General features: G+C 54.9%; 23 protein-coding genes and 1 tRNA gene. 8 read left to right on the forward strand and 16 right to left on the reverse strand.

Translation table 11 applies throughout. The annotated features are described in order from the left end of the window. Window positions 1-69: 69 nt before the first annotated feature. The gene (locus IEV89_RS18040) at window positions 70-1,248 is read right to left on the reverse strand and encodes a benzoate/H(+) symporter BenE family transporter (RefSeq protein WP_188474905.1); all 1,179 of its coding nucleotides are present in this window, start codon (window positions 1,246-1,248) and stop codon (window positions 70-72) included. A gap of 153 nt (window positions 1,249-1,401) precedes the next feature. Then, complete coding sequence (locus IEV89_RS18045; protein WP_188474906.1) at window positions 1,402-1,551, reverse strand: hypothetical protein; 150 nt, start codon at window positions 1,549-1,551, stop codon at window positions 1,402-1,404. 77 nt (window positions 1,552-1,628) lie between these two features. On the opposite strand from IEV89_RS18045, the gene IEV89_RS18050 reads away from it, so the two are divergent. Further along, a complete protein-coding gene (locus IEV89_RS18050) occupies window positions 1,629-2,081 on the forward strand; it encodes a GNAT family N-acetyltransferase (protein WP_188474907.1) in 453 nt (150 codons plus the stop codon). A 9-nt stretch (window positions 2,082-2,090) separates the two neighbouring features. Here IEV89_RS18050 and IEV89_RS18055 read toward each other — a convergent pair whose 3' ends face one another. Together IEV89_RS18055 and IEV89_RS18060 are read right to left on the reverse strand one after the other, a co-directional pair. Beyond that, window positions 2,091-2,570: a GNAT family N-acetyltransferase gene (locus tag IEV89_RS18055; RefSeq protein WP_188474908.1), complete on the reverse strand. Its 480-nt coding sequence runs from the start codon at window positions 2,568-2,570 to the stop codon at window positions 2,091-2,093. A 5-nt stretch (window positions 2,571-2,575) separates the two neighbouring features. Continuing rightward, window positions 2,576-3,118, reverse strand: a complete 543-nt coding sequence (locus tag IEV89_RS18060; protein WP_188474909.1) for a hypothetical protein — start codon at window positions 3,116-3,118, stop codon at window positions 2,576-2,578. A gap of 226 nt (window positions 3,119-3,344) precedes the next feature. Between IEV89_RS18060 and yfcF the strand changes: the two genes are divergently transcribed. Beyond that, window positions 3,345-3,980, forward strand: coding sequence for a glutathione transferase (gene yfcF / locus IEV89_RS18065; RefSeq protein WP_188474910.1), 636 nt, complete (start codon window positions 3,345-3,347; stop codon window positions 3,978-3,980). Between the two features lie 176 nt (window positions 3,981-4,156). On the opposite strand, the gene IEV89_RS18070 is transcribed toward yfcF, so the two are convergent. The 3 genes from IEV89_RS18070 to bhsA form a co-directional block, all read right to left on the reverse strand. Further along, on the reverse strand, window positions 4,157-4,609 hold the full coding sequence (locus tag IEV89_RS18070; RefSeq protein ID WP_188474911.1) for a GNAT family N-acetyltransferase: 453 nt from the start codon (window positions 4,607-4,609) through the stop codon (window positions 4,157-4,159). 14 nt (window positions 4,610-4,623) lie between these two features. Next, window positions 4,624-5,259: a LysE family translocator gene (locus IEV89_RS18075; RefSeq protein WP_188474912.1), complete on the reverse strand. Its 636-nt coding sequence runs from the start codon at window positions 5,257-5,259 to the stop codon at window positions 4,624-4,626. A gap of 169 nt (window positions 5,260-5,428) precedes the next feature. Next, on the reverse strand, window positions 5,429-5,686 hold the full coding sequence (gene bhsA, locus IEV89_RS18080) for a multiple stress resistance protein BhsA (RefSeq protein WP_188474913.1): 258 nt from the start codon (window positions 5,684-5,686) through the stop codon (window positions 5,429-5,431). Window positions 5,687-6,117: 431 nt separating this feature from the next. Here bhsA and IEV89_RS18085 point away from each other — a divergent pair, with 431 nt between their 5' ends. After that, window positions 6,118-6,366 (forward strand): GlsB/YeaQ/YmgE family stress response membrane protein, encoded by a 249-nt coding sequence (locus IEV89_RS18085; protein ID WP_188474914.1) that lies wholly within the window; start codon window positions 6,118-6,120, stop codon window positions 6,364-6,366. A gap of 157 nt (window positions 6,367-6,523) precedes the next feature. On the opposite strand, the gene urtE is transcribed toward IEV89_RS18085, so the two are convergent. From urtE to atzF, 8 genes are all read right to left on the reverse strand, one after another. Then, a complete protein-coding gene (gene urtE, locus IEV89_RS18090; protein ID WP_188474915.1) occupies window positions 6,524-7,222 on the reverse strand; it encodes an urea ABC transporter ATP-binding subunit UrtE in 699 nt (232 codons plus the stop codon). A 24-nt stretch (window positions 7,223-7,246) separates the two neighbouring features. Continuing rightward, window positions 7,247-8,044 (reverse strand): urea ABC transporter ATP-binding protein UrtD, encoded by a 798-nt coding sequence (gene urtD, locus IEV89_RS18095; protein WP_188474954.1) that lies wholly within the window; start codon window positions 8,042-8,044, stop codon window positions 7,247-7,249. Window positions 8,045-8,052: 8 nt separating this feature from the next. After that, a complete protein-coding gene (gene urtC / locus IEV89_RS18100) occupies window positions 8,053-9,126 on the reverse strand; it encodes an urea ABC transporter permease subunit UrtC (RefSeq protein ID WP_188474916.1) in 1,074 nt (357 codons plus the stop codon). Next, entirely contained in the window at window positions 9,126-10,694 is a 1,569-nt protein-coding gene (urtB, locus tag IEV89_RS18105) for an urea ABC transporter permease subunit UrtB (protein ID WP_188474955.1), read from the reverse strand. Before urtB ends, urtC begins: the two co-directional genes overlap by 1 nt. 665 nt (window positions 10,695-11,359) lie before the next feature. After that, window positions 11,360-12,628, reverse strand: coding sequence for an urea ABC transporter substrate-binding protein (gene urtA, locus IEV89_RS18110; protein ID WP_188474917.1), 1,269 nt, complete (start codon window positions 12,626-12,628; stop codon window positions 11,360-11,362). 73 nt (window positions 12,629-12,701) lie between these two features. Then, entirely contained in the window at window positions 12,702-13,427 is a 726-nt protein-coding gene (locus tag IEV89_RS18115; RefSeq protein ID WP_188474918.1) for a GntR family transcriptional regulator, read from the reverse strand. 27 nt (window positions 13,428-13,454) lie between these two features. After that, window positions 13,455-17,087 (reverse strand): urea carboxylase, encoded by a 3,633-nt coding sequence (gene uca, locus IEV89_RS18120; RefSeq protein WP_188474919.1) that lies wholly within the window; start codon window positions 17,085-17,087, stop codon window positions 13,455-13,457. Window positions 17,088-17,099: 12 nt separating this feature from the next. Further along, window positions 17,100-18,947, reverse strand: coding sequence for an allophanate hydrolase (gene atzF, locus IEV89_RS18125; protein ID WP_188474920.1), 1,848 nt, complete (start codon window positions 18,945-18,947; stop codon window positions 17,100-17,102). A gap of 287 nt (window positions 18,948-19,234) precedes the next feature. Between atzF and IEV89_RS18130 the strand changes: the two genes are divergently transcribed. The 5 genes from IEV89_RS18130 (at window position 19,235) to IEV89_RS18150 (ending at window position 23,958) form a co-directional block, all read left to right on the forward strand. Beyond that, a complete protein-coding gene (locus IEV89_RS18130) occupies window positions 19,235-20,677 on the forward strand; it encodes an alpha/beta hydrolase (protein ID WP_188474921.1) in 1,443 nt (480 codons plus the stop codon). An 81-nt stretch (window positions 20,678-20,758) separates the two neighbouring features. Further along, window positions 20,759-21,223, forward strand: a complete 465-nt coding sequence (locus tag IEV89_RS18135; RefSeq protein WP_188474922.1) for a MarR family winged helix-turn-helix transcriptional regulator — start codon at window positions 20,759-20,761, stop codon at window positions 21,221-21,223. Window positions 21,224-21,417: 194 nt separating this feature from the next. After that, window positions 21,418-21,840: an organic hydroperoxide resistance protein gene (locus IEV89_RS18140; RefSeq protein WP_122097196.1), complete on the forward strand. Its 423-nt coding sequence runs from the start codon at window positions 21,418-21,420 to the stop codon at window positions 21,838-21,840. Between the two features lie 254 nt (window positions 21,841-22,094). Then, window positions 22,095-23,780, forward strand: coding sequence for a kdo(2)-lipid A phosphoethanolamine 7''-transferase (gene eptB, locus IEV89_RS18145; RefSeq protein WP_188474923.1), 1,686 nt, complete (start codon window positions 22,095-22,097; stop codon window positions 23,778-23,780). Between the two features lie 101 nt (window positions 23,781-23,881). Continuing rightward, window positions 23,882-23,958, forward strand: a tRNA-Pro gene (locus IEV89_RS18150). A gap of 88 nt (window positions 23,959-24,046) precedes the next feature. Here the strand turns inward: IEV89_RS18150 and glpX are convergent. Then, window positions 24,047-25,057, reverse strand: coding sequence for a class II fructose-bisphosphatase (gene glpX, locus IEV89_RS18155; RefSeq protein WP_188474924.1), 1,011 nt, complete (start codon window positions 25,055-25,057; stop codon window positions 24,047-24,049). Window positions 25,058-25,129 lie beyond the last annotated feature (72 nt).

Below are 25,129 nucleotides of genomic sequence, written 5' to 3' on the forward strand. Positions count from 1 at the left end.
AATGTGATCGACATCACTTTAAACAGTGTTACGAAAAGCTGTTACCCATAACTTGAATGACCTCAACTTTTACACCGTCCTTTGGCGTGAATAACTCAGAATCAAGTGTGTGATCACACCGCCAACCAAACCCCAGAAGGCCGAACCGACGCCGAGCAGTGAAAGCCCTGAAGCAGTGATCAAGAAGGTGACAATCGCGGCATCGCGCTGACTCTCTTCAGCCAGTGCGCGATGCAAGCTGCCGGAAATAGTCCCCAGCAGTGCCAGCCCAGCGATGGCGTGAATCAGGGGTGTCGGCAATGCGGTAAACAACATGCCAATCGAGCCGCCAAACAGACCGGCCAGAAGATAAAACCCTCCCGCTGCCACGGCCGCCGTATAGCGTTTTTTGGGATCAGGATGAACATCCTCACCCATACAGATCGCGGCGGTAATGGCAGCGATACAGATGGTAAACCCCCCGAACGGTGCCAAAATCAACGCAGCCAGCGCAGTCCATGAAATGAGCGGAGAAACCGGCAGTTTATAGCCATGCGCTTTTAGGGTGGCGATGCCGGGTGCATTCTGCGACGCCATAGTGACCACGAAAAATGGAATACCGATGCCCAGCAGCGTGGCAAGTGAGAAATGCGGCATGATAAATGCCGGTATCGCAAACGTCATGCTCTGGCCTTGTAAGGCGATTCCCCCTTGCCATGCGGCGACAACCAGCCCGGCAGCCAGCGTCAGGACAATCGCGTAGCGGGGCAGCAAACGGCGTGCCAGCAGATAAACCAGACACATCGCGCCTGCTAGCGGGAAATTGCTTTGCAGCGAGGTGAAAGCATCCAGCCCGAAGCGTAACAAAATACCGCCGAGCATCGCCGCCGACAGCGCCTGCGGAATGTATTGCATCAGACGGGCGAACAGGCCGGTTACGCCGCACAACAGAATCAGCCCGGTGGCGAAAATAAAGACGCCGATGGCGTCGTTAATTGAGGTGCCCGGTAGGCTGGTAACCAGCAGCGCCGCGCCGGGCGTTGACCAGGCCGTCACTACTGGCGTGCGGTACCACAGCGATAACCCGATGGATGTCACGCCCATTCCAAGGCCGAGCATTGTCAGCCAACCGCCGATTTGCGCCGCGCTGGCGCCTGCGGCCTCGGCGGCCTGGAAAATAATCGCTGCCGAGCTGGTGTAGCCGACCATCACCGCGACAAAGCCGGCGAGCACAGCGGAAAAGGTGAAATCCTTTAAACGGGAATTCATGATTGAAAATCCTTCTGATCAGGCGACGATGGCGGCATTCTGTGGGGCGTTATAACGCACTCAACATATCATTGTGCGTTATAACATACAACACCCCTTCAGCAGCCGGCATGAATAAAGGAAGTCCTATGCCAGAACTCGCCCAAAATGTCATCAGCGCTGCATTGCCACGGCCTGCTGACCATATTTAACAGCGAACTTCTGGAATGCGCGCCATGCCGCGGTTTCCTTTTTATACTGTGCTTTAATGCGGATTCCTGGCATGCCTACCGCAATGAAAGTACAGATATCGTCCGTTTTCATGACCTGATACATTATCCCCACACTTGGCCTTGATGGATTGTTACCTGCTGCATCGGTTTATTTGAGGAGAGCATCATATGAGTTCATCGGAAGCGATCACGGTTCACCCACTCACCCCAATGGATCGTGCTGGTTGGGAAATTCTGTGGCGCGATTATCTGGACTTTTACCAGTCAGAGTTTGAACCGGCACAGTTCGACTACACCTTCCAGCGCTTGTCGCAGCCTGACTATGCTGGCATGTTTGGTTATGTGGCAGAATATCAGGGGAAACTGGTTGGGCTGGTGAACTGTATTAATCACGATCACGGCTGGTATATGCAGCAGGTGGTCTATTTGCAGGATTTATACGTAGATGAAAGCGCGCGCAAGTTGGGTGTCGGGCAAAAATTGATTGAAGCGGTGTACGCCTACGCTGACCAGAATGACAAAGCCAACGTCTACTGGACTACTAAAACTTCGAACCACACCGCACGTAAACTGTATGACCGAGTCGGAGTACTGACGGATTTCATCAAATATCAGCGCTAATGGGCGCTATTACAGCGCTTTTAACGCTTTTACCATGGTCAGATTGGTCGGCGTATAACCCAGGCTGGTATACAACGCCTGCGCCGCGCTGTTGTGGTAAAACACATTCAGGCCGATGGATTTCAAACCCAGCTCGCGCACTTTCTCTTCCAGCTGTAAAAAGGCAGCGCGGGCATGTCCCTGACGGCGAAATTCGCTAAACACCGACACTTCATAGATGAAAGCACTGCGTTCGCCCTGACGTTCGCTGACCGCAAACCAGATATAACCGACGATTTGCCCATCGACATCGGTTCTAATTTCAAACAAATGATGATCCGGCGTGGCCACACCTTGTGGTAGTGACCGTGCTATTTCATCCTGCGAACGTGTCAGTGCGTTTTCTGGCATCCAGCGGCCTGAGGTGACATTTTCGTTGGCATAGTCCGTGACCAGCTGCTCAAAAAATTGCGGGTAAAACGTTTCGCTCATCGGCGAGAGTACCGTCATGGTGATTAATCCTTCTTCGGTTTCTTATAAGGGGTAACAAAGCATTCGCTGACGCTGGTGCCATTGGTTTCTACTGTGGTGATGACATAGCCCTTATCGTTGAGAACAATCGCGCTGTAGGGCAATAGATCCTGCCTGGCACTGGTCATCTTTTCAAATTCGCGGAGAAGCTTGGCTTTGGCATCGGCCTGTTCAGGTTTATCCATTCCTGAAACGTCAATGAATGCTTGTTTAAACACCGTACTTAGCCCGTTTTTTTCTATCCGACTTTCAACGATAGCTTTCACGTTAGCCGTTACGTCATTGCCCAGTAAAAACATGCTGACTATCTGATACGTCAGTACATTATTTTTCTTACTGACCACAAAACCGTTCTCGAACGATTTCATCTTCAGGTTGTTGGGATAGGTAAACTCATCCAGGCAGATGGTTTTGTCGCCCACCTTAAACTGATTAAATCGCGCTTTGATCTCCTTGGGGGATGAGGCTTGCGCTGCAGATACCAGCAGCGGCAGGAGCATCATAAAGGCAAGGTTCCGTTTTTTCATGGTCTATTCCTGGAGTAAAAAGCCCGACATCAGGGGGTTTCAGCAGTATAGGGAGGCCGGTGCAGGATGCGAACGTTTATCTTTGCGGATGTGACGATCTTCACTGACCCGGTTTGGATGGGGGATTGACCGCTCGTCTGTTCCGAACAACGCTGTTTTTAACGACACCTCTTCACTTCTGCGCTATATTTTTCACCCTTTGACTTTATTTTTTCAGGAGATGACCATGAGTCAACCTTCGCTGACACTCTATTCCGATGCCAATTATTTCAGCCCCTACGTCATGTCTGCTTTTGTGGCGCTGACGGAAAAAGGTATACCTTTTGAGCTGGAAACCGTGAATTTAGCCGAGGCCGAAAACCTGAAAGATCACTATTCAGCACTCTCAGTGACCCGTCGCGTGCCGACTCTGGCGAATGGCAGCTTTGTGTTGTCGGAATCTTCCGCCATTGATGAATATGTTGAAGAGCTGTTCCCCGCACCTACCTTTCCGGCGATCTATCCGCAAGACCCGGAAAATCGCGCCAAAGCCCGTGAAGTTCAGGCGTGGCTGCGCAGCGATTTAATGCCTATCCGCGAAGAACGTTCAACTGAAGTGGTATTTGGCGGCAAAAAATGCCCGGCACTGACGCCACAAGGTCAGGCTGCTGCCGAAAAACTGATCGGTGCCGCTGAACGCCTGCTGGAAGACCGCGAAAACTTATTTGGGGAATGGTGCATCGCCGATACGGATTTGGCGTTGATGATCAACCGGTTGCGCCTAAACGGTGACGCGGTGCCAGAAAATCTGGCGGCCTACGCGGAGGCCCAGTGGCAACGCCCGTCGGTTCAGGAATGGTTAGCGCTGTCGGCCGGTGATTAACTCTGCGTTAGCGGTTTTTATTCGTTTCTGAGCAGAAAATATAAATCGCATGTTGACCCTGCCCGTCATCAATCGGGAGGCTGGTGTAAAGCGTATTGAGCCAGTGCACGTTGGTGTTATAGCCGAGATGGCTCCCGGCGGCGGTGCCGCTGTGGCCACGTTTTTTGACACGTCCCTCAGCCGTTGCTCAGTATCTTAGTCAGGAAAAATCGGGTATGGGTGGCCGGGGTATCCTCCGGCGCGCGGGAGTCGGCGATGTAATCTTCCAGTGCCATCTGCATGTGGTATCCCATCTGTTCATAGAAAGGCCGCGCCTGGAAACTGAACGTATCGACCAGCGAATACCGGCAGCCACGTACTTTGGCTTCTTCTTCCGCTTCGGTAATCAGCTGCGTGCCGACATTTTTTCCGCGCAGCGATTCATCGACCCACAGCATCTGGATGTACATCCATTTTCCGACGGTTTCAGCCACAATTCCGGCTTGTTTCTTGCCATTTTCATCCTCTACAAATACCCCTAACTCACGGAGTGTCGGCTGAGGAATAAAGTTTCTATTGAAACTGCGCAGACCATTTTTGATCTCTTCGAGGTCTTCGGTGGTGGGCGCATGGGTGAGACGGGTCTTCATGACAGGATTCCTTTTTAGCGTTTTGTTGTCGCGAGCCGAACTGCAAAAGCGATAAAAACAGTGCCGGTCAAACGATCCAGCGTTCTAACGACTGTCGGACGGCGCAACCAACGGGACAGCGGACGTGTGGCGGAAATCATGGTGACAGACCATAACGTGCCGATAACCGCGTGCATGGCAGCCAGGCCGAAAATATACGGGCCGACCGGATAACCGGTCGCCACAAACTGAGGCAGGAAGGAAACGTAAAAGACGCCGACTTTTGGGTTTAGCACGTTGCCGAACAACCCTCTGACGAAAGGCGAATTGCCGATGCGTAAGGCTTTCGTCCTGCCTTCCGGCGCGGCCATGTTCATTTCGCTGCGTGGTTTCAGCAGCATTTGCAGGCCGAGCCAGCCCAGGTACGCTGCACCGATCCACTTCAGCACCGTAAAGGCGACTTCTGAGGCGGCCAGAACCGCGCCAAGCCCGAGAGCCACCATCGCGCCCCATACCAGACAGCCAGTACTGATCCCAAATGCCGACAAGAGCGCTTTTTTACTGCCCTGACTGGCTGCCGTGCGCAGAACCAGCGCCGTGTCGAGGCCAGGCGTAAGCGTTAAAATGCCTGCAGCCAGCGCGTAAGAAAGCAGAGATTCGGTGACGGTCATGACTTTTCCTGATGAGCAAAAAAATCAGAATAGTGAACCTGGCAGGGAAGATGCAATGTGCAGACAAAGAAAATCTGCAAGAGGATGCGTGGAAAACAAAAAAAGCCTGCGGAAGATGATCTTCCATAGGCTTTTGAGAGGGTATTGGAGCAACCGCTTTGCGTGGTGATTACTTATAGATTTCAGCGTTAGCGTGCATACGATTGTTACCGGTCACAGCAATAATACGGTAAGAAGAGGCGCCGGCTTCGCTTGCCTGAGCTGCCAATTTACTTTCCAGACCACCAAGCGTGGTTGGGCCTGCAACTGAGATCACACCGATTTTTTGTGCGCCGTCGGCAGGTTGTGAAACTTGTTGAGCAGCAAAACTACCGAAAGAGATCAGAGAAAGGGTTGCAGCTACAGCAAAAATTTTGATGTTTTTCATGACAATTATTCCATTCAGATTATGAGGTTGAAAGGCGATTTCCTTTCGATTGGTGAATAATAGACCTGTCTGGCATAGATGGAAAACGGATTGATTTGAGTAAGTCATTCAAAAAATTTGCTCTATATTTTACGTGGTTTTACAGGCTGCTGTGGCCGATTGACGAAACGCCATTGTTGCTTACGCCGGTTGAAAAATACGTCATAAACTGACGAAAATTTGTCCTTCCCCCTGATTTTGAGCGAGTTTCCCCATTTCTGCTAGACTGCACCTGCAGTGCCAGAAACGGTTTGTGGTGTTTTTCCGCCGACCGGTAAGTGGAATGTGGGTGGTTCCGCTCTTGTTTAGCCAAATTGGCTCGACACAATTGATGGTGAGACCATGCGTTTTACTCACGTCACGGTAACAAAATTTATTTGGAGGAGTTAGCAATGGGGATTTTATCCTGGATTATCTTTGGTCTGATTGCGGGTATTTTGGCGAAGTGGATCATGCCGGGTAGAGATGGCGGCGGTTTCATTCTGACTGTGGTTCTCGGTGTTGTCGGTGCCGTTGTCGGTGGTTATATCAGTACGTTTTTTGGTTTTGGCCGGGTCGATGGTTTCAACTTTGGCAGCTTTATCGTTGCCGTGATCGGTGCGCTGGTCGTGCTGTTCATCTATCGTAAAATTCGCAGCTGATCATGCTCCGCTGTGCCTGACGATTAAAAGCCGCGCAGTGTCGCGGTTTTTTTTGTCTCAAAATGACTCTTTGATGAAGTCGAGGAGGTTGGAATACTCCTCGCAGACCTACTATATGCCTGAAAAAAAAGGTTATCTGGTGGAAAGTCAGTCTGAGCTAAATCGCCACTAAACCTCGTACATTTTCCGTTTCCATGTCTTCCCCACGTCCGCGCTTGACGATGCTACCGCGCGACATCACCAGATAGCTGTCAGCGAGTTCGGCGGCGAAATCATAGAATTGTTCGACCAGCAGGATGGCCATGTCGCCTTTGGCGGCCAGCTGTTTGATCACCGCACCAATCTCTTTGATGACCGATGGCTGAATGCCTTCCGTCGGCTCGTCGAGGATCAGCAGGCTGGGTTTGCAGGCCAGCGCGCGGCCGATGGCGAGCTGTTGCTGCTGGCCACCGGACAAATCACCGCCGCGGCGATGCTTCATTTCCAGCAGGATCGGGAACAGATGGTAGATTTCATCCGGCACCTGTTTCGCATCGCTACCGGAAAAGCGTGACAGCCCCATCAGCAGGTTTTCTTCTACAGTCAGGCGCGGAAAAATTTCGCGGCCCTGCGGGACATAGGCGATGCCTGCCTGCACGCGCTGATGCGGTTTACGGGTGTTGATCACCTGATCCTGCCAGCTGATGGTGCCAGATTTCGCCGGGATCAGTCCCATCAGGCATTTCAGCAGCGTGGTTTTGCCCACGCCATTGCGGCCGAGCAGGCAGGTGACTTCGCCGATGTTGGCCTCGAATGACAGGCCGCGCAGAATGTGACTACCGCCGTAAAATTGGTTCAGTTCATTGACTTGCAACATGCTTTCCCTTCCTCTGCTTAAACCTCATCGGCCTAAATAAACGTCGATAACCTGCTCGTTAGCTTGCACCTGTTTCAGCGAGCCTTCCGCCAGCACTTGCCCCTGATGCAGCACGGTGACGTGGTCGGCGATGCTTTCCACAAAACCCATGTCATGCTCGACCACCATCAGCGAATGTTTGCCCGCCAGTTGTTTGAACAGCTCAGCGGTGTATTCGGTTTCGGCGTCGGTCATGCCCGCTGCCGGTTCGTCGAGTAACAGCAAATGTGGCTCCTGCACCAGCAACATGCCGATCTCCAGAAACTGTTTCTGGCCGTGCGACAGTAAACCCGCCGGACGATACCGTTCTGCTGTGAGCCTCAGCGTACCGAGCATTTCATCAATGCGGTCACGTTGTTCGCTGTTCATTTTGGCGCGCAGGCAAGCCCAGACTGATTTATTGGTTTTCTGCGCGATCTCCAGATTTTCGAACACAGTCAGCGCTTCGAAGACCGTCGGCTTCTGGAATTTACGGCCAATGCCGGATTGCGCGATGCGCACCGGATCGAGCTTGGTCAGATCGGTGCGCTGATCGTAAAACACGCGTCCGCTCTGCGGTTTGGTTTTGCCGGTGATGACGTCCATCAGCGTGGTTTTTCCCGCGCCGTTCGGGCCGATCACGCAGCGCAGCTCGCCGACACCAATGTTCAGCGACAAGTTGGTCAGTGCCTTAAAACCATCAAAACTGACGTTGATGTTTTCCAACTGCAAAATCGGGTCGGTCTGTTCGCGGTGCCTGTCTGCCAGATGCGGCTGAGTAAACAGGTCTTCGGTCATGGTCATCGGGCTCATCAGGATTTCCTCTTGCGCAGCAGGCCAATCACACCGTGCGGCAGGAACAGTGTCACGACAATAAACATGCCGCCGAGCACGAACTGCCAGTATTCAGGGATGGCGACGGTGAACCAGCTTTTCGCGCCGTTGACGATGCCCGCGCCGAGAATCGGGCCGATCAGCGTGCCGCGCCCGCCGAGCGCCACCCAGATGGCGGCCTCGATGGAGTTGGTCGGAGACATCTCGCTGGGGTTGATGATGCCGACCTGCGGCACGTACAGTGCACCGGCCAACCCGCACAGCATGGCGGACACCGTCCAGACGAACAGTTTGAAACCTTTCGGATCGTAACCGCAGAAGATCAGCCGGTTTTCGGCGTCGCGCACAGCGGTCAGAACGCGGCCATATTTGCTGCGCGCCAGCGCAAAGCCGAGCGCAAGGCTGAAGACCAGCACCAATACGGTCATCAAAAATAATCCGACGCGAGTGCCGGTGGCAGTGACCTGAAAACCGAGCAGGGTCGTGAAACCGGTGAAGCCATTATTGCCGCCAAAACCCGTTTCATTGCGGAAAAACAGCAGCATACCGGCGTAGGTCAGCGCCTGCGTCATGATCGAAAAATAGACGCCTTTGATTTTCGAACGGAACGCGAAGTAACCGAACACAAACGCCAGCGCGCCGGGGACCAGCACGATCAGGCACAGCGCCCACGCGAAATGCTGAGTGCCCGTCCAGAACCACGGCAGCTCGGTCCACGAGAGGAATGACATGAAATCCGGCAGGCCGCTGCCCGCTGCCTGACGCATCAGATACATGCCCATCGCATAGCCGCCGAGCGCAAAAAACAGACCGTGACCGAGCGACAGCAAACCCGCATAACCCCACACCAGATCGAGGGCGATCGCGACGATCGCATAGCACAGGATCTTACCAACTAATGTCAGCGTATACGTAGAGATCGCTAGCGGGTTATCCGCCGGCAGCAGCGCCAGAAATGGCATGATAAGCAGCGCGATCAATACTACCGCGCCCACGGAAATTGCAATCTTTGGCGCTTTTTGCACGCCGGTTAGGGTTAGAGGTTGGCTCATCAGTCAATCACCCGGCCTTTGAAGGCGAAGAGTCCCTGCGGACGTTTCTGAATAAATAGGATAATCAGCGCGAGGATCAGGATTTTCCCCAGCACTGCGCCGATTTCTGGCTCAAGAATTTTGTTCATAATGCCCAGACCAAAGGCGGCGACTACCGTACCGGCCAGTTGCCCAACGCCGCCGAGCACCACCACCAGGAAGGAGTCGATGATGTAACCCTGGCCCAGTTCGGGGCCGACGTTGCCCAGTTGTGAGAGCGCCACGCCGCCAAGCCCCGCGATGCCGGAGCCGAGGCCGAACGCCAGCATATCGACGCGGCCGGTTGGCACACCGCAGCAAGCGGCCATCGCACGGTTTTGTGTCACGGCGCGTACGTTCATGCCGAGTCGGGTTTTATTAAGCAGCAGCCAGGTCAGGCCAAGCACCAGCAGGACAAAAATGATCACCGCGATACGGTTGTACGGCAGCACCAGATTCGGCAGCAACTGAATGCCGCCAGAGAGCCAGCCGGGGTTGGCAACTTCGAGGTTCTGCGCGCCAAACAGCACGCGCACACCCTGGATGAGGATCAAGCTGATGCCCCAGGTCGCCAGAAGCGTTTCCAGCGGACGGCCATATAAATGACGGATCACCGTGCGCTCCAGCGCCATGCCGATACCTGCGGTAATGAAAAACGCCACCGGCAGCGCGACCAGCGGATACAGTGCCAGCAGCCCCGGTGCATAGTGCTGGAATAGCGACTGCACCATATAAGTGGAATAGGAACCGAGCATTAACATCTCGCCGTGGGCCATATTAATCACGCCCAATAGTCCGTAGGTGATCGCCAGACCCAGCGCGGCCAGCAGCAGAATCGAACCGAGCGACAAACCGGTAAACGCCTGGCCGAGCAAATCGCCGATCAGTAACCGGTGCTGCACTGCTTTCAGGCTGACGGCAGCGGCGGCGCGCACCGTGGCATCGGCTTCCGTTTTCGGGTCGGTCAGTTTTTGCAGACGGCTCTGGGTATCTGGATCGCCGGAGGTGCCGAGTAGCTCGACGGCTTTCAGGCGCACCTGCGGGTTGGCGTCGGCCAGTTGTAAGTTTGCCAGCGCGATGGCCAGGGCATCATGCACCGTGCGGTCTTTTTCCGCCTCAAAACGATGAGTCAGCAATGGCAACTGGTCGGCTTGCGCTTCGCGTTGTAAGGATTTGGCGGCTTGTAAACGCACGGCGCTGTCGGTGCTGACTAAGCGGTGGGCGGAAAGGGCGTTAGCGATCAGAATGCGCAGACGGTTGTTCAGCCACACTTTTTTGGTATCGCCCTGCGGTTTGGCATCACCTTCCAGCGGCGTGAGCTGTTTGCCATTTTGCGTGAAGGCGTGTTTAGCCTCGTCGATAACGACATTTTCCTGCTTCAGTGCCTCGAGCAGCGACAGTCTTTCCGGCTGCGGATCCGCCGCCCATTGTTGTAATAGCGTGGCTTGCTGGCTGCGGCTGGCGGCGGCAAAGTCATTCGCCGCCCCGGCCTGCGCCAGCAATGGCAGGCAGCCAAGCAGGAAAAACAGAGATCGGGTGAATATTTTCATCATGTCTTCGCCATAAAAGTAGTATTTCTTTTCAACCTCAACTTTAAGGTCAAAACCTTGGGCTCGCCGCCCAAACTGGCCCAAAGGAGGCATAAACGTGCCTCCTTTGGAATCCTGCGTTTTTTCTCTGAGACACCGACAGCTTCGCGCCATGCAGGCACCGTGTGCCAGAGGCTCCTGTTCTCGCCGCAAAATCCCGCCGCTACGCGGTGCCTTCGCTGCGGGATTCCAACCCGCGCAAAAAGACGCGCGGTTTTCCACCTCTTGCTCAGCGGAATTTTTGACTGCGGCCTGGAGGCTATGTAAGTCAAAAGAAAACAGCAGCCCAAACTGCTTTTGACCTTAAAAATGCCTCAAAGGCGCAGTCAAAACGACGTCGAATGAACGGTGAGAAACCGCTCGGGTCTTTTTCCGAGCGGGTCCGAACCTGAAATGAGAGCACCGCGTAGCGGCGGCGTTTGCGCCGTGAACGAAAGCTCCTGAAACACGTTCCCTGCCAGCAGCGATAGCTGTCGGTGTCACAACCAAAAAGGCGCGGGATGTCCAGAAGGGGCGCGCCTTGGCGCTCCTTCTGGGCAGGTTTGGGCTGCAAGCCCAAGGTCTTAGCGGGTGTGGGCTGCAAGCCCACGGTGTTCCGCGGTGTTAGCGGGCATGGCTAGCCAGCCCTAATTCGTCGTCTTCACTGGGGTATCCGGCTTCTTATCGTTCCCAGCAATGTACGGACTCCACGGCTGGGCGCGGATCGTTTTGTCGGTCTGCCAGACCACGTTGAACTGCCCGTTGGATTCTATTTCCCCGATCATCACGGGTTTGTGCAGATGATGGTTGGTCGCATCCATGGTCAGCGTGAAGCCAGACGGCGCGGCGAAGGTCTGCCCGGCCATGGCGGCGCGGACTTTATCCACGTCAGTCGTTCCGGCTTTTTCCACCGCCTGGGCCCACATATGGATGCCGACGTAGGTCGCTTCCATCGGGTCGTTGGTGACCGCAGAGTCGGCGTTCGGCAGTTTGTGGGCTTTGGCGTAAGCCTTCCATTCGGCGACGAATTTCTTGTTGGTCGGGTTATCGACGGACTGGAAGTAGTTCCACGCCGCCAGATCGCCCACCAGCGGTTTGGTGTCGATGCCGCGCAGTTCTTCTTCACCCACCGAGAACGCCACCACCGGTACGTCAGTCGCTTTCACGCCTTGGTTCGCCAACTCTTTGTAGAACGGTACGTTGGAGTCACCGTTGATGGTGGAGATCACCGCTGTTTTGCCGCCTGCGGAGAATTTCTTAATATTGGACACGATGGTCTGATAATCGCTGTAACCGAACGGCGTATAGACCTCTTCGATATCACTGTCTTTCACGCCTTTGGAATGCAGGAAGGCGCGCAGAATTTTGTTGGTGGTGCGCGGATAGACGTAGTCGGTGCCGAGCAGGAAGAAGCGTTTGGCTGCGCCGCCGTCTTCGCTCATCAGATATTCCACCGCCGGAATGGCTTGCTGGTTAGGCGCAGCACCGGTGTAGAACACGTTTGGCGACATCTCTTCGCCTTCATACTGCACCGGATAGAACAGCAGACCGTTCAGCTCTTCGAAGACCGGCAGCACCGATTTACGCGAGACCGATGTCCAGCAACCAAACACCACGGCGACCTTATCCTGCGTCAGCAGTTGGCGGGCTTTTTCGGCGAACAGCGGCCAGTTAGAAGCCGGATCGACCACCACCGGTTCCAGCTTTTTGCCCAGCACGCCGCCTTTGGCGTTGATGTCGTCTATGGTCATCAGCGCGATGTCTTTCAGCGGCGTTTCAGAAATCGCCATGGTGCCGGAAAGGGAGTGCATGATGCCGACTTTGATGGTCTCGGCAGCCTGTGCGCTCCAGGCTAATCCCATGCTGACTACGATGGCGGACAGAGCAAAGGCTTTAATAAAACGTCGACGTTGCATAGATGTACCCTCGAAAGTGAAAATGATTAAGAGAACGCTGTTATGGTGAAAGTCGAAAAAATATTTAAAAAAGTCATGACGAAAGGCTCCCGTCATTCTCCGCCCGGGCCTGATGCAGCATATGCAGGGTAATTTTGCGCACCTCGGCTTTACTGACGGCAATATGGTCGTGTAGTTGGCGTTGTGCCTCCTCAGTGTGTTGCCCGATGATGGCGAGCAAAATGCTCGCGTGTTCTTTGTAAGTGGCGTTCACCCGCTCGTCTTTGGTGAAATCCAGCCGGCGGATGATGCGGATTTTCTCGGTCAGCTCGCGGTGAATACGAGCCATCTCCGCGTTACCGGCGGCCGCCACCAGCGTCATGTGAAACTCTTCGTCAAAGCGCGATACCGTCTGGCCATCTTCCAGCCGTGGCTGGTCTATCCAAAAGTCTTTCAGTTCGGCCAGTTGCAAGGGCTGAGCCTCCGGCAGACAAGCGCACAGGCGTTTCACCGCTTCCAGCTCCAGCACAATACGTAGGTCATACAACTGCTCGAAGAAGTCAAAATCGAACGGCCTTACCTGCCAGCCGCTGCGGAAAAACACTTCGACATAGCCTTCGCGTTCCAGCCAGAACAGCGCCTGACGCACCGGTGTGCGGCTGACCTCCATGCGGTAGGCAATGTCGTTCTCGCTGAAGCGATCGCCCGGCAGCAGGCGGAAGCTGAAAATATCGACCTTTAGCTGCTGATAAATACGTTCCGCCAGTCCTTCCGGACGGTTATTTTTAGTGCGAGCCGATTTGGCGTCTGTCAGTTGCATAAAAAGTCCCTTGTGGTTTTCACCTGCTTAAACCGCTAAATCCAGCCACAGCAGCGCATCGCCCGGTCCGACCGGACGGCCTTGCTGGCAACTGATTTTCAATACCGTTCCGGCGCACGGCGCGTTCACTGACAGCTCCATTTTCATGGCCTCAACGACAATCAGCGGCTGGCCTTCGACCACGTGTTGGCCCGGCTCCACCAGGATTTTCCAGATATTGCCATTGAGATCGGCGCTGACCAGATGCCCATCCTGGTCGGCATCGTCTTCGACCCACTGGACGGCGTTGGCGGCCGCTTCTACCGCCGCGCTCTCCGCTTCATGCCAGTGCGCAACCTCTTTGGTAAAGGCTTCAGCCTGTTTTGTACGGAAATCGGCAATATCGGCGGCGTTGTCGGCAAGGAATTGGGTATATTGCGCAAAATCGAACTCGGTCTCTTCGATGCGCACCTGCGCACGGCCTTCGCGGAAGGCGTCACGCTGGGCGTCTAGTTCCGCTTCGGTCACTTCATAGAAACGCACCTGATCGAAGAAGTGCAGCAGCCAGGGTTCACCATTTTTGAACTGTTCATTTTTAAGAAACTTGTTCCAGATAGGCAGCGTGCGGCCGACCAGCTGATAGCCACCCGGCGAATCCATACCGTAGATGCACATGTACATCCCGCCGATGCCGACGGTGCCTTCGGCGGTGTAGGTGCGTGCCGGATTGTATTTGGAGCTGAGCAGGCGATGGCGTGGATCGACAGGAACCGCGCACGGCGCGCCGAGATACACATCGCCCAGTCCGAGGATTAAATAGCTGGCGTCGAAAAGGATGTTTTTGACTTCTTCGCGGCTCGCCAACCCGTTAGTGCGCTGGATGAAATCGACGTTGTTCGGCAGCCATGGCGCGTCGGCGCGCACGGTTTGCTGATAACGCTCCACCGCGCCGAGCGTGGCAGAATCCTCAAACGCCATTGGCATATGCACGATGCGGGTCGGGATTTTGAGCTGGCTGACATCCGCCAGACTTTGCTCGAGCGTCAGTAAATGCTCAAGCAGCGCGCTTTGGTGCAGCACGCGGCTGTCGTAGCGAATTTGCAGCGAACGCACGCCCGGCGACAGTTCTTCGATGCCTGCCTGACCGGCGGCGTTGATAGCGTTCATCAGCAGATAAATGCGCATCCGCACCGCCAGATCCAGCACGTTATCGCCGTACTCAATCAGCACGTAGCCGTCGCCCGCCTGCCGGTATTCCACCGCAGGACGATCCGCCGTGGCCGGTAAAGCCGCGAGAATGGTGGCCGAGGTGGTGGTGTCTGGCAGCAACGACGGCACCGGCAGCGGCATGGCCTCAATCGGCATCAGGGAATCGAGGGTGCCTTGCTGCGCCAGTTCCAGCGCCTGCGCCTGTTCGAAACTGATTGGGTGGAAGCAGATTTTATCGCCCGGTTTCACCTGCCCGACTTTCCACAGTTCGGCTTTGGCGATGGTCACCGGACAGACGAAACCGCCGAGGCTTGGCCCGTCGCGGGTCAGGATCACCGGGAAGTCGCCGGTGAAGTTGATCGCGCCGATGGCGTATTCGCAGTCATGCACGTTTGACGGATGCAGACCGGCTTCGCCACCGTCCTGCCGCGCCCATTGCGGTTTCGGGCCGACCAGCCGCACGCCGAGACGGTTGGAGTTGTAATGTACCTGCCATTCGGCGGCGAAAAAGGTGTCGATGGATTCTTTGGTGAAGAAGTCCGGCGCGCCGTGAGGGCCATACAGCACGCCAATGTTCCAGAGATCACCATACGTTGGAACGATGTTTTCCGCCGCAGGCTGCGGCAATCCGACCGGCGCGGGCGTGGTGCAGGCGGCGAGTTCGGGTTGGGAAACCGTCAGCATATCGGCGACGCGCAGCGTGCGACCGGCATGGCCGCCGAACTGGCCGAGGGCAAAGGTCGAACGGCTGCCGAGATAAACCGGTACGTCGAAACCGTTACGCACTGCGAGATAGGTACGGCAGCCTTGTGTGGCGCGGCCTAACGTCAGCGTCTGACCGGCTTTGACCGCCACCGGCTGCCAGTAGTCAATCGTCTCGCCATCAAGATCGGCCGGGCAGCGCGCACCGGTCAGGGCAATGGTCGCCTCGCAGTGAAAACGCAGCGTCGGGCCTTGTAAGGTGAATTCCAGACCGGCGGCATCCAGATGATTGCCGACAATGCGGTTGGCGAGGCGGAACGCAAAATCATCCATCGGACCGGACGGCGGCACGCCGATATCCCAGTAACCGAGACGGCCCGGATAATCCTGTACGCTGCTGTAGGTGCCGGGAGCGATCACTTCGATGGCGTTCGGCGCGTAAGCAAAACTGTCGAGCATCCGCGTCCACATGTCGCCGTCGCGGAACACCGGCGTGGCCACCACCTGACGCAGATAGTCGATATTGGTGGCGATACCGTGCAGGCGCGTAGCAGCTAGCGCGGTGGACATTTTTGCCAGCGCGTCCTGACGGTCGGTGCCGTGGACGATCAGCTTGGCGATCATCGGGTCGTAAAACGCCGAGACTTCACTGCCGGTCGATACCCAGCCATCGACGCGGACATCCTGCGGGAAAAAGACGTCGGTCAGCACGCCGGGGCTTGGCTGGAAGTTTTTCAGCGGGTCTTCGGCGTAAATGCGCACTTCCATTGACGCGCCCTGAGGGGCTTGTTCCAGATGCGGCCAGTCGAGCGGTTCATCCGCGGCGACGCGCAGCATACATTCGATCAGATCCAGCCCGGTGACCATTTCGGTGACCGGATGCTCGACCTGCAAACGGGTGTTCACTTCGAGGAAGTAAAATTCGTCGCGTGCGGCGTCATAAATAAATTCGACGGTACCGGCGCTGCGGTAATTCACCGATTCGCCCAACTGCACGGCGGCGCGATGCAGGGCTTCGCGGCTGGCCTGTGGCAGATTAGGCGCTGGTGTTTCTTCTACGACTTTCTGATTGCGGCGCTGCAGGGAACAGTCGCGTTCGCCGAGCGCTACCACGCGGCCTTTACCGTCGCCAAAAATCTGCACTTCGACGTGACGGGCGCGATCCACAAAGCGCTCCAGAAATACGCCCGCATCACGGAAAAACTGCTCGCCGAGGCGCTTCACGCTGTCCCACGCAGCACGTAGCCCGTCTTCGTCGTCGCAGCGTGTCAGACCAATGCCACCACCACCTGCGGTGCTTTTTAGCATAATCGGATAACCGATGTTTGCCGCGGCGGTCACTGCATCCTCAATGCTGTCGAGCAAACCGGTGCCCGGCGTCATCGGCACATTGGCGGCACCGGCTAGCTCACGGGCGCGGTGCTTGAGGCCGAATTCACGGATCTGGCCGGCGGTCGGGCCGATAAAGGCAATCCCTGCGGCTTCACAGGCATCGGCAAATTCGGCGCTTTCGGATAAAAAACCGTAACCGGGATAAATCGCTTGTGCGCCGGTTTCTTTCGCGGCGGCCAGGATTTTGTCGATCATCAGGTAGCTTTCGCTGGCTTTTTCGCCGCCCAGTGCGATGGCGATATCAGCATCAGCGACGTGCGGTGCATTGCGGTCGGCGTCGGAATACACGGCCACGCTGGTGACCCCAAGGCATTTCAGCGTACGAATAGCGCGGCAGGCGATTTCGCCACGGTTGGCGACCAGAACAGTCGTGAACATAGGTGTGGCTCCTCAGGCGTTTTTCAGGGAGGCGAGGTGAGAGAGGTAACTTCTCCAGCCGCCAAAATGGGTGATGTCGGTGGCGTCAGGGATCGCCCACGGCTCGCAGATAAAGCCTTTCACCGTGCGGCCATCGGCCAGTTCGAGCGAGCCGATGCCGAGCGGTGCCGGGATTTCGGCGACAAACTCGCCAAAGTGCGCCAGCGGGATGTCCCACAGTTCGACGATGATGGCGCTGCCCGTTTCTGCCCGCACCAGCCCCGGCTTGGGCGGCGTGGTGTTGGCCAGAGCGTAGAGTTTGTAGGTCGCGGCCGTGGTGGTTTGCTCGACGCGCACCGCGTTGCGGCTGGTGAGCTGGACATTCAGCGGCATACCGGTCAGGTGCGCACCGACTACCGCGACACGTACGCAGGCAGGGTTGACCGGTATGGACGTCATGAATGCTTCAGGCTTGAGCCTGATCCCGGTCGCGCCGAGCGGCAGGTTGAGACTGCGCTGCCACTGACGTCCAAAGCTGGCTAAGGCATCGTCGTGCCAGGCTGGCGCAATCAGCGTGATCCCGGCGGGCAGGCCGTCAGCACGCAGGCTGGCCGGTAGCGCCAGCGCAGACAAATCCGCCAAATTAGTGAAGTTGGTGTAAACCCCGAATTGCGAGTTATAAAGTATCGGCTCTTGCACCATCTCTTCCTGTGTGCGGATGGTCGGTGAGGTCGGTACCACCAGCGCATCAAACCCTTCCAGCGCCAGATTGATTTTCCTCGACAGCTCAGCGCGCAAATACTCCGCGCGCCAGGCATCGCAGGCGGTGTAATCCAGACCGTTTGCTACAATGCCGCGCACCACCGGGTCCATCGCTGCTGGGTTTCGTTCGAAAATCCCGCCCACGGCCACGGTGCGTTCAGCTACCCATGCGCCGTAGTACAACTGCTCCGCCAGTTCGCGGAACGGCGTGAAATCAATCGGTACCAGCGTAACGCCGCTGCTGCTCAGACGCTCGAGTGCCTGGTCGAATTCAAATTCGGCCAGCGCATCACCACAGAATTCCAGACTGTCGGGTACGGCAAAGCGAGGATGAGCAGAAATCGCGACCGGGGCGGTACGGGGATTTTTACGTGAATAGGCATCGGCGGTGTCATATCCGCCAGCAGCATGGGCGACAGTTTGCGCATCGGTGACGGTCAGAGCGAAAATGGAGACGGAATCATTCAGGCGGCAGGCGGGTACCACACCTTTATTCGATAGCCATCCCTTGGTCGGTTTGAGGCCAACGATGTTGTTGAAACCGGCAGGCACACGGCCGGAACCGGCGGTGTCAGTACCGAGTGAGAAAGCGACCAAACCTCGCGCCAGCACCGAGGCCGAGCCCGAGCTGGAGCCGCCGCTGACGTAGTCCGGGTTGAAGGTGTTGCGTACTGCGCCGAACGGCGAGCGGGTGCCGACCAGACCCGTGGCGAACTGGTCGAGATTGGTTTTGCCGATGACAATGGCGCCTTTGGCTTTCAGATTGGCGACGACGGTAGCATCGGCTTCGGCGGTATAGGTGAAAGCCGGGCAGGCGGCGCTGGTCGGCCAGCCCGCGATATCAATATTGTCTTTGACGGCAAATGGCACGCCAAACAGTGGCAGGGCAGCCTTCGAGCCTTCGGTCTTCTGAAGCAGGCTTTCCAGATGGGCAATCTGGTCTTCAAGCTGATTGGCCGTCGCGCGATAAATCCAGGCGTTATCGCGATGATTCAGACTGCCCAACACCATCGAAAGCGTGGTGCGCAGGCTGCCTGGCGCAGTGCGGTAATGCTCTTGCCATTCCCGCAGGGTAAAACCGCGATAAGGCGAGATGACTGAGTCTGAAGTTGAAGCCATGTTTTGAATTCCATCTAGTACACAAGATTGAATTCACTAAAGCAAAGCCTGTGCCAATTTTTTATTTATTGATTTATAATGGTTTGTTGATGATTCCATCATCGGGTCATTGGTTTGTTGCACCATGACGGGAATATGACTGAACAAAAAAGGGGCGAAAGTTTGCACTTGTGCAGTCGCCGTTCAACTTATATGGCATTATTATTTAGCGAATAAAGTGTGGTGTGAGTGGCATATCGTTGTGCTGCTCGATGCCGCTGTGACGGGTTTTAGGAAAATGCCATTTGATGCAACTTCATACTCTCTTTGAACGCCTGAAAAAGCTGTTACTGGCGATCGTTCTGGTGGTTATCACGCTGTTGGGTGTGCGGACTTATGACGCACTACAGGGACCGCCGCTCGAGCCGTGGCACAAGCTGGTGCCGGATGAACTGAGCGCGGAACAGTTGGATAAAAGCGACTGGACGGCCTATTTACGTGCTGAGCAGCAGGCGTTTATTGAAGTGAAACAAGAAGTGACGGATAAACTGGACGCTGAAGAGCGTATCCCGCTTAACCGGTATTACGATCGCAGCCCGATTTATCCTGAACATTTTTCGCAAGACTGGAACCGTTCTTATGAACTGATGCCCGCAGGAAAACCGGTGGGTGCGGTGGTGTTATTGCACGGGCTGACGGACTCTCCTTATAGCTTGCGTCATATCGCGGAGGATTACCGTCGGCGTGGGTTTGTTGCCGTTGGGATCCGTCTGCCGGGGCACGGCACGGTACCCGGCGGGTTGACCAATGTAGATTGGGAGCAGTGGCTGGCGGCAACCCGCTTAGCTGTACGCGAGGCGCGTCGTGCGGCCGGTGCGGATGTGCCATTGCAACTGGTCGGCTTTTCCAACGGTGGCGCGCTGGCAATGAAATACACGCTCGATACGCTCGACGACTCCGCCCTTACGCGACCTTCCCGCGTCGTGCTGATCTCCCCGATGATTGGCATCACCCGTTTTGCCCGCTTCGCCGGTTACGCGGGCTGGCCGGCTATTTTCCCTGCGTTCGCCAAAACCGCCTGGCTTAACGTGATGCCGGAATTTAATCCGTTTAAATACAATTCATTCCCAGTGAAAGCGGCACGCCAGTCCTATCTGCTCACCCATGTTTTGCAGCAGCAAATCAGTAAAGATGCGCAATCCGGTAAATTGGCGCAGTTGCCGCCGCTGCTGGCGTTTCAGTCGGTGGTGGATTCCACCGTCAGTACCCGCGCGGTGGTGAGCAGTCTGTTTAATCAGTTGCCCGCCAATGGCAGCCAACTGGTGCTGTTTGACATCAACCGCAGCGCGTACGTTGGGCCGCTACTGCGTCCGGCGGTAGAAGCGGCGGTCGAGCGTCTATTACCGCCATCCCCGCGTCATTATCAGACCACGGTGATCACCAATGCTTCGCCCGATCAGTCGGCCACCGTAGCGCAGATAACCCAGGCGGGTCAGACAGAAGCGATAACGACGCCGCTGGGGCTGGATTATCCTGCGGAATTCTTTTCGCTATCGCACGTTGCGCTCCCGTTCCCCACCGATGATTCGCTGTATGGCCGAAATCCGCAGGGCGCACCACAATATGGTATTCATCTTGGTCGTCTTGCTGCCCGTGGGGAAACCGGGGCGCTGGTGGTGAGTATGGACCAATTGATGCGGGTTTCATCGAACCCGTTTTACCCCTATATGCTACAGAGAATTGCAGAGTAAACACCGGCGATACCCCATGATAGGGTGGCTTGGTGTTTAAAGTGCTTGCTATAATATAGTGCGCTATATATATTGAGGTCCATGAGCACCAACAATGATTCTGCCTCACCGGCCAATGCCCTTTTACATCTCGATCAACAGATGTGTTTCGCGCTTTACTCGGCGAACCTGGCATTGCACAAAGTTTACCGTAAGCTGCTGAGCAAGCTCGATTTGACCTATCCGCAATATCTGGTGATGTTGGTCTTGTGGCAGCGCGATGATGTGACGGTGTCTGAGATCGGCGAAAAGTTATTCCTCGACTCGGCGACGTTGACGCCATTGTTGAAACGGCTGGAAGCCGCGGGTTTGCTGATGCGGCACCGCGCAAAAACCGATGAACGACAGGTGATTATCACCCTGACCGACACCGGTAAACTGTTGCGTGAACAAGCCAAAGGTATTCCCGAAGCGATTTTGTGCGCGACCGATTGTGATATCACCGAGATGGTCACGCTCAAGCAGCAGTTGGAATCCCTGCGCGAGAACCTGAAAGATAAATCCTGATCGGGATGGCAACGCTGTGCGGACATCCTTCACGCAATGATTGATTAAACCTATTGCAACAAACAGACAAATCCGGCGTGCGCTTTCGAGTTTGTCTGCTAATATTAAATAAATAGCGCACGATTAAATAGTGTAAAACACATCAATTAAGTACACCTTCACTCTCAGTGATCTGACCCGAAAAGGAACGAAATATGTCTATCGAAAAAGTTGTGTATCGCGCTCATGCCTCTGCTACCGGTGGTCGTGACGGCCGTGCTGTTTCTGACGACGGCGTTCTTGATGTGAAACTGGGCGTGCCGAAAGAAATGGGCGGCATGGGCGGCGGTACCAACCCAGAGCAGTTATTTGCTGCCGGTTACTCAGCTTGCTTCCTCGGCGCACTGAAAGCGGTCGCCGCGCAGGAAAAAATCAAAATCCCTGCTGACGCGAAAATTGAAGGCGCGGTTGGTATCGGTGCAATCCCCGGCGGCTACGGTATTGAAGTTCAGCTTGATATCACCTTGCCAGGCTTTGAACGCAGCGATGCAGAAGCGCTGGTAGCCAAAGCACATCAGGTTTGTCCGTACTCAAATGCCACGCGTGGCAATATCGATGTCACATTGAATATTAAATAATTTCTTAGCAGTAGCGCCTTCACCAGGGCGTTTGGTAGGAAAATATCCAGGAGGCCTCGGCCTCCTTTTTTATTGCCTAGTCACATGCTTAAGTGCTGATTCATTACCTCATCTCGGCCGCAAGGCACTTGTGCACGGAATTTTCTGGAAGTCTGCCGATAAACGCAATCTCAGCATAATCTGGGAACTTGCTGTATATAAACATGTCACAATGATTCAGAATCTTTCTAAAATAGTCTGGATAACCCCATTACATGAATAGAGTGAAGACTCTATCGCAGCAAAATATCTCTTTCTTGTTAGCGATCTATATCGGCATTTTTCTCAATGTCTCCGTTTTTTTCCGACGTTTCGCATCGCTCACCCATAGCGTTAATTTCATTGAATTGTCTCAGGCAGTGACCGAAGTGGTCGTCATTGTGCTTTTCACTTTCTTCTTGCTGCGCTTGCTCTCTCTGGGCGGCCGAACATTTTTCCGCATCGTAGGCAGCTTATTACTGTTGATCTCCGTAGCAGCCAGTTACTACATGGTGATGTTCAATGTGGTGATCGGCTACGGCATTATTGCGTCGGTGATGACCACGGATATTGATCTGAGCAAAGAGGTGGTGGGCTGGTATTTCTTGATATGGATGATAGCCGTCAGCGCTATTCCGCTGCTGCTGATTTGGAAAAATGATCTGCGGTTAACGCTAATTGAACAGCTCAAAACACCGGGCCAGCGATTATTACCCTTAGGTATTTTAGTGATCGTTGTCGCCTTGGTATGGGTGCCGCTGCGCATGCTGGATAGGCAGCAAAGCCGCAATGAAAAGCTGACTAATATCGATTTGCCGAGCTATGGCGGGGTGGTCGCGCACTCCTATTTGCCTTCCAATTGGCTGGCAGCACTGGGTTTGTTTGCTTATACCAAGGTGGATGAAAGTCAGGATGCGGAAAATTTATTCGATCCGGCGAAAGAATTTACCTATGTGCCACCCGTTGGTATCGACGATACCTACATCGTTTTTATCATTGGGGAAACCACGCGTTGGGACCATATGGGTTTGCTAGGCTATGAGCGGGATACCACACCGCGTTTGTCTAAAGAGAAGAATCTGGTCGCGTTTCGCGGCAAGTCTTGTGATACCTCCACTAAGCTCTCTTTACGCTGTATGTTCGTGCGTGAGGGTGGGGTGGAGAATAATCAGCAACGGACTCTGAAAGAGCAGAATATTTTTGCGGTGCTTAAATCATTGGGTTTCAGTTCTGAGCTGTTCGCGATGCAAAGTGAAGTGTGGTTTTACAATAACACCAATCCTGATGACTACTCATTCCGTGAAATTATCGCCTCTGAGAAACGCAATGACGGTAAACCGGTGGATGACATGCTGTTGGTTAACGAGTTGAAGGAGTCCCTGAAAACGCATCCACAGGGCAAGCATCTGGTGGTGCTGCACACCAAAGGGTCGCACTACCTTTATTCCCAGCGTTATCCGCGCAGTTTTGCGCGCTATACCCCAGAATGCATGGGAGTAGATCGTGCCTGTAGTAAGGATCAGTTGATCAATGCTTTCGATAACAGTGTGCTATATACCGATACCTTCATTGCGAACGTGATGGATCAGCTGCGCGATAAAAAGGCATTGGTGTTTTACGCGGCTGATCACGGTGAATCTATTGATGAGAACTCGCATCTGCATGGGACACCACGTGAGATGGCTCCACCGGAGCAGTTCCGCGTGCCAATGCTGGTATGGGCATCTGACAGCTTCCTCGACCAACCCGATCACCAGCAGGCGTTCGAACGCTTGAAAGCCCAACAGCGAGTCGGAGGTGAAAAGCGCCACGAAGCGTTGTTTGATTCGGTCCTCGGCTGTTTAGGATATACGTCACCGGACGGCGGGATTAACCCAGCGAACAATTGGTGTGCTAAACCTCAGGCTAACAAGACTATTTAAGCCAGAAAACAGGGGATTCGCTGGAATTCTAAGCAGTCAGCATCTGGACGACAAAAAGGCATTGACGCTCTGAATCAGCAGCAGTAACATGCGCTCCGATTCGGCGAGTAGCGCAGCTTGGTAGCGCAACTGGTTTGGGACCAGTGGGTCGGAGGTTCGAATCCTCTCTCGCCGACCACATTTGAAAAACCTGCTTTAAAAGCAGGTTTTTTTTCGCCATCTAAACAGCGCTACCATGGTGCTGCTTGGTGCTTTATACCTGCCCGTCAGATTATAAACTCATGCAGCGCGATATCTTTGCGATCGAGATAGTGCGTGGAGCGGATGCGGCGGATAGTGCGTGATTTACCACGGATTAACAGCGTTTCGGTGGTTGCCATATTGCCCTGGCGGCTAATGCCTTCCAGCAAATCGCCCTTGGTTATACCGGTGGCGGAGAAAATCACGTTATCGTTGCGCGCCATATCATCGAGTTGTAAAACCTTACCCACTTCAATGCCCATCGCCTTACAGCGCACTAGCTCCTCTGCGCCGATGCGGAGGTTCTCAAGCGTATCCCCTTTTACATGGTGACGTGCCAGCAGGCGGCCCTGCATATCGCCGTCAAGTGCACGGATCACAGCAGCGGAAATCACACCTTCCGGTGCGCCACCAATACCGTACAGCACATCCACTTCACTTTCTGGCATACAGGTCAGAATGGTGGCTGCGACATCGCCATCAGGAAAGGCAAACACCCGCACACCGGATTGCAGCATTTCACGGATGGCATCGTCATGACGCGGTTTTGCCAGCACAGCGACGGTCAGTTCGCTCAATGGTTTATTCAGCGCTTTCGCCACATTGGCGAGATTCTCAGCCAATGTCAGAGCCAGGTTAATCGCACCTTTAGCGCCAGGACCGACGGCAATTTTTTCCATGTACATATCCGGTGCATTCAGAAAGGAGCCTTGGTCGCCCACAGCCAGCACGGCCAAGGCATTGGATTGGCCCATGGCGGTCATGCGCGTGCCTTCGATAGGATCTACGGCGATGTCTACGGCATCACCGTTACCGGTGCCGACTTTCTCGCCGATATAGAGCATTGGCGCTTCATCTATCTCTCCTTCGCCAATCACGATGGTGCCATCAATATCGACTTTGTTGAGCATGATACGCATCGCCTGAACGGCGGCGTTGTCGGCGAGATTTTTATCGCCACGGCCAAGCCATTTGTAACCCGCAAGTGCGGCTGCTTCGGTCACGCGGGAGAACTCGATTGCTAATTCACGTTTCATTGGAAAGCCTGTAAGAAAAAAAAAGAGGTCGGTGAGGCAAAGGCTCATCTGTGCCGGGATTTTAGCACAGTG

It is taken from the genome of Hafnia psychrotolerans (genome assembly GCF_014639435.1).
GTDB classification, from domain to species: Bacteria; Pseudomonadota; Gammaproteobacteria; order Enterobacterales; family Enterobacteriaceae; genus Ewingella; species Ewingella psychrotolerans.